This is a genomic window from Nonlabens sp. (assembly GCF_018401815.1).
Taxonomy (GTDB): Bacteria; Bacteroidota; Bacteroidia; order Flavobacteriales; family Flavobacteriaceae; genus Nonlabens.
The window spans coordinates 1-2,504 of the sequence record NZ_JAGYKG010000017.1; the positions used below are offsets into that span (position 1 = coordinate 1).

General features: G+C 42.9%; 4 protein-coding genes. All 4 read right to left on the reverse strand.

Annotation, left to right across the window (positions count from 1 at the left end; genetic code table 11):
- Window positions 1-68, reverse strand: a 68-nt coding sequence (locus KG732_RS12890) for a sugar phosphate nucleotidyltransferase (RefSeq protein WP_213524431.1), incomplete at its 3' end; no start/stop codon positions are given.
- Window positions 65-592, reverse strand: coding sequence for a UpxY family transcription antiterminator (locus tag KG732_RS12895; RefSeq protein WP_213524425.1), 528 nt, complete (start codon window positions 590-592; stop codon window positions 65-67). The genes KG732_RS12890 and KG732_RS12895, both read right to left, overlap by 4 nt.
- Before the next feature lie 161 nt (window positions 593-753).
- Entirely contained in the window at window positions 754-1,098 is a 345-nt protein-coding gene (locus KG732_RS12900; protein WP_213524427.1) for a helix-turn-helix domain-containing protein, read from the reverse strand.
- A gap of 141 nt (window positions 1,099-1,239) precedes the next feature.
- Window positions 1,240-2,475: a hypothetical protein gene (locus tag KG732_RS12905; RefSeq protein WP_213524429.1), complete on the reverse strand. Its 1,236-nt coding sequence runs from the start codon at window positions 2,473-2,475 to the stop codon at window positions 1,240-1,242.
- Window positions 2,476-2,504: the final 29 nt, after the last annotated feature.

Consider the following 2,504-nt stretch of genomic DNA (forward strand, 5'->3'; position numbering starts at 1 on the left):
TTACTTATGGCCTTGGTTATGGGATAGAGGCGCGTACCTGAGCCTCCTGCGAGAATGATTCCTTTCATATACTTTTCGCTCTTGAAGGTTCTAATTTAGCCTTATCAACGGTAGCTACAAGATAGTACCCCATGCTTTCAATGAGCACTTTAACCTCTTTATTTCTTACCTCTAACACTTTGCCTTGTTGCCCCATAAAATTAGAAGCGGTGAAGGTGACGTGTTGGTTCACCTGAAACTCGGCAGATTCCAAACGAACGGATTCATGTTTTCCCAAAAACCGCTTGATTAATTCAATCTCTTCTTCCCGCACAATAGCTGGCTTTCTGTTCCAATACAGAAATCGCACAACGCCATCAAATTTTAGAATATCGTAAAGCTGATTGCCGTTAATCTTAATAAACACATACGATCGAAAGAGGGGCTCTTCCACTACTTTATAGCGGTCGCTCCATTTACGCCTAGTTTTGTTAAGCGGGCAATATACCACAAAGCCCGCCTCGAATAAAGCCGCGTGAACCTTCTTTTCGTGTCTAGGCTTAGAGTATATTACGTGCCATTGTTGTTCTTCCATTGAACCGCCTAATTGCAATTGCCAAAGGTGAAATTAAGCAATGCAAGGTAGCCTTGAAAGTATCGAGTCCATTCATTTAGATCTGAAATAGTCAATACACTACTTAACCTGTTTTGCGCGTCTTAAGACGCCCGTTTAAATAGGCCTAGGCAAGTATAGCATTAGAAGATCAAATAAGGTCAATCGAACTCCACAAAAAATCGATTCTTACCTATACGCACAGTTTTGGGTTTTTGGATAAACTTAATCTGAATACCATTAATCAGGTAATCGTAACCAGCAGATGTTGAAGATTTAATTTCTTGTGGATTACTTTTTTCGAACTGGGGAGTTTTGTTCTTAGAAAGTTTTTTTCGCCCTCGATTGTTCGGAAAGGTCTCCCCCTCTTTCTTAAACTGCGCTCTTAAATTATTAATTGTCGGAGCTGATACGCCCATCTGTTCTGCGCATTGTTCACTAGTATTACCTGCTTTTAGCAGTTTTAAAACTTCTAATTTGTCTTCTGCAGTAAGTCTTTTTCCCATTTCTGTGTGTTGATTATGGGATAAATGTATTATTTAAAAGTTATAATTCCAAAATTCATCTAAATAGATGTATTAGAATAAATTTTATACTTATAAAATTGAAGTCGACTACTTACAGATTATAAGAATTATTTAAATCTTCTATTTCAAATGCTTCATCAACCCCTTACGCAACACCTCGGGATAAAATTCTCTAATATCAGAGAAGATATCGTTGGCAAACATCACGTCGATGCCAGAGAAAGAGAATCCAGAATAGCGGTAAAGCAAGTAGAACTGGTCTTCGGTGCGGGCGCGGATGCGTCCGGGTTTAATGAACTTGGATTGTCCGAAGGGTACGGTCATGGAGAATCCGATGATGGCGGGTTGTTCTGACCCAAATGATCCAGAGCTGGCGAGGTCAGTCCGTGAGTAAAAGAGGCTAAAATAGACTTCGTTGAATTGGCGTTGCACCTGAAATTTGTAGCCGAGATCTGCTGAATCAAAAGTTCCATATGTAAAATTCAAATCAGTGTCATACTTGTTCCATCGGTAGTTGAAGATGGCTTGCCATAGGGCATCACTGTTGCGGTTGTTTTGAACGACCCAGTTCTGGTCGAGGTATCCGGTGCGGGTGACTCCGTAGATGAGCTCTAGGTAGAAGCGCTCCTCATCGAGGTAGTTACGAAAGCGGGTGTACAGACCGAACTTGCCCTGGGGCAGATAGCCCAGGCTGGCGCTTAAAAAGGTGTTTTGGCCGAATCGGGCGCTCTGGGTGACCTTCATGGTCACGGGCGATGAGATGGCGCGGCCAGGTATGTCATTTTGGACGATGTTTAAGAAGTCGAATTCAAATTCGGTTCCTCGGCCGAAAGTGGAAAGCACGCGAGAATTCACGTAGGTTCGGGACTGAAATCCATCTCTGAAATCTCCAAGCAGGTAATCTAAGCGAACCCCAACCGGAACATCAATCTTGTAGAAAGACAGGTTCTCGCGCTCGGCCTCTTTAAAATAGCTCTCTGCCTTATCAATTTCGATAGAGAACTGCATGGATGAAGCTAAGGTGTAGCGATCGATTAATCCGCTCTTATACGCGTTTAAATCGCTTGTAGATAGGGTAGCCATCGCCATCGGAATGTCCTGACTTCTCAGCAAGAAATGAATGCGCTCATAAAGGCTTAAATCGGTCTCGGTGAGCTGGGCGATTATATTAGCTAAACCCTTGGCCTCAAAACGGTAGAGATTATTCTCGTAGGTGATGTAAAGGTCTACACCCTTTTGTACCGCGGCCACATTCTCGAAGCCCTGATCGGCTAACGATTTCACTATAGTTGATTGCTGCGCATGCGCCGTGTAAAGCCCGAAACTTAGCAGGGCATATATAAAGAAAACTCTCATCGGTTTGATAGGTTAAAGCGGTAGGTGAA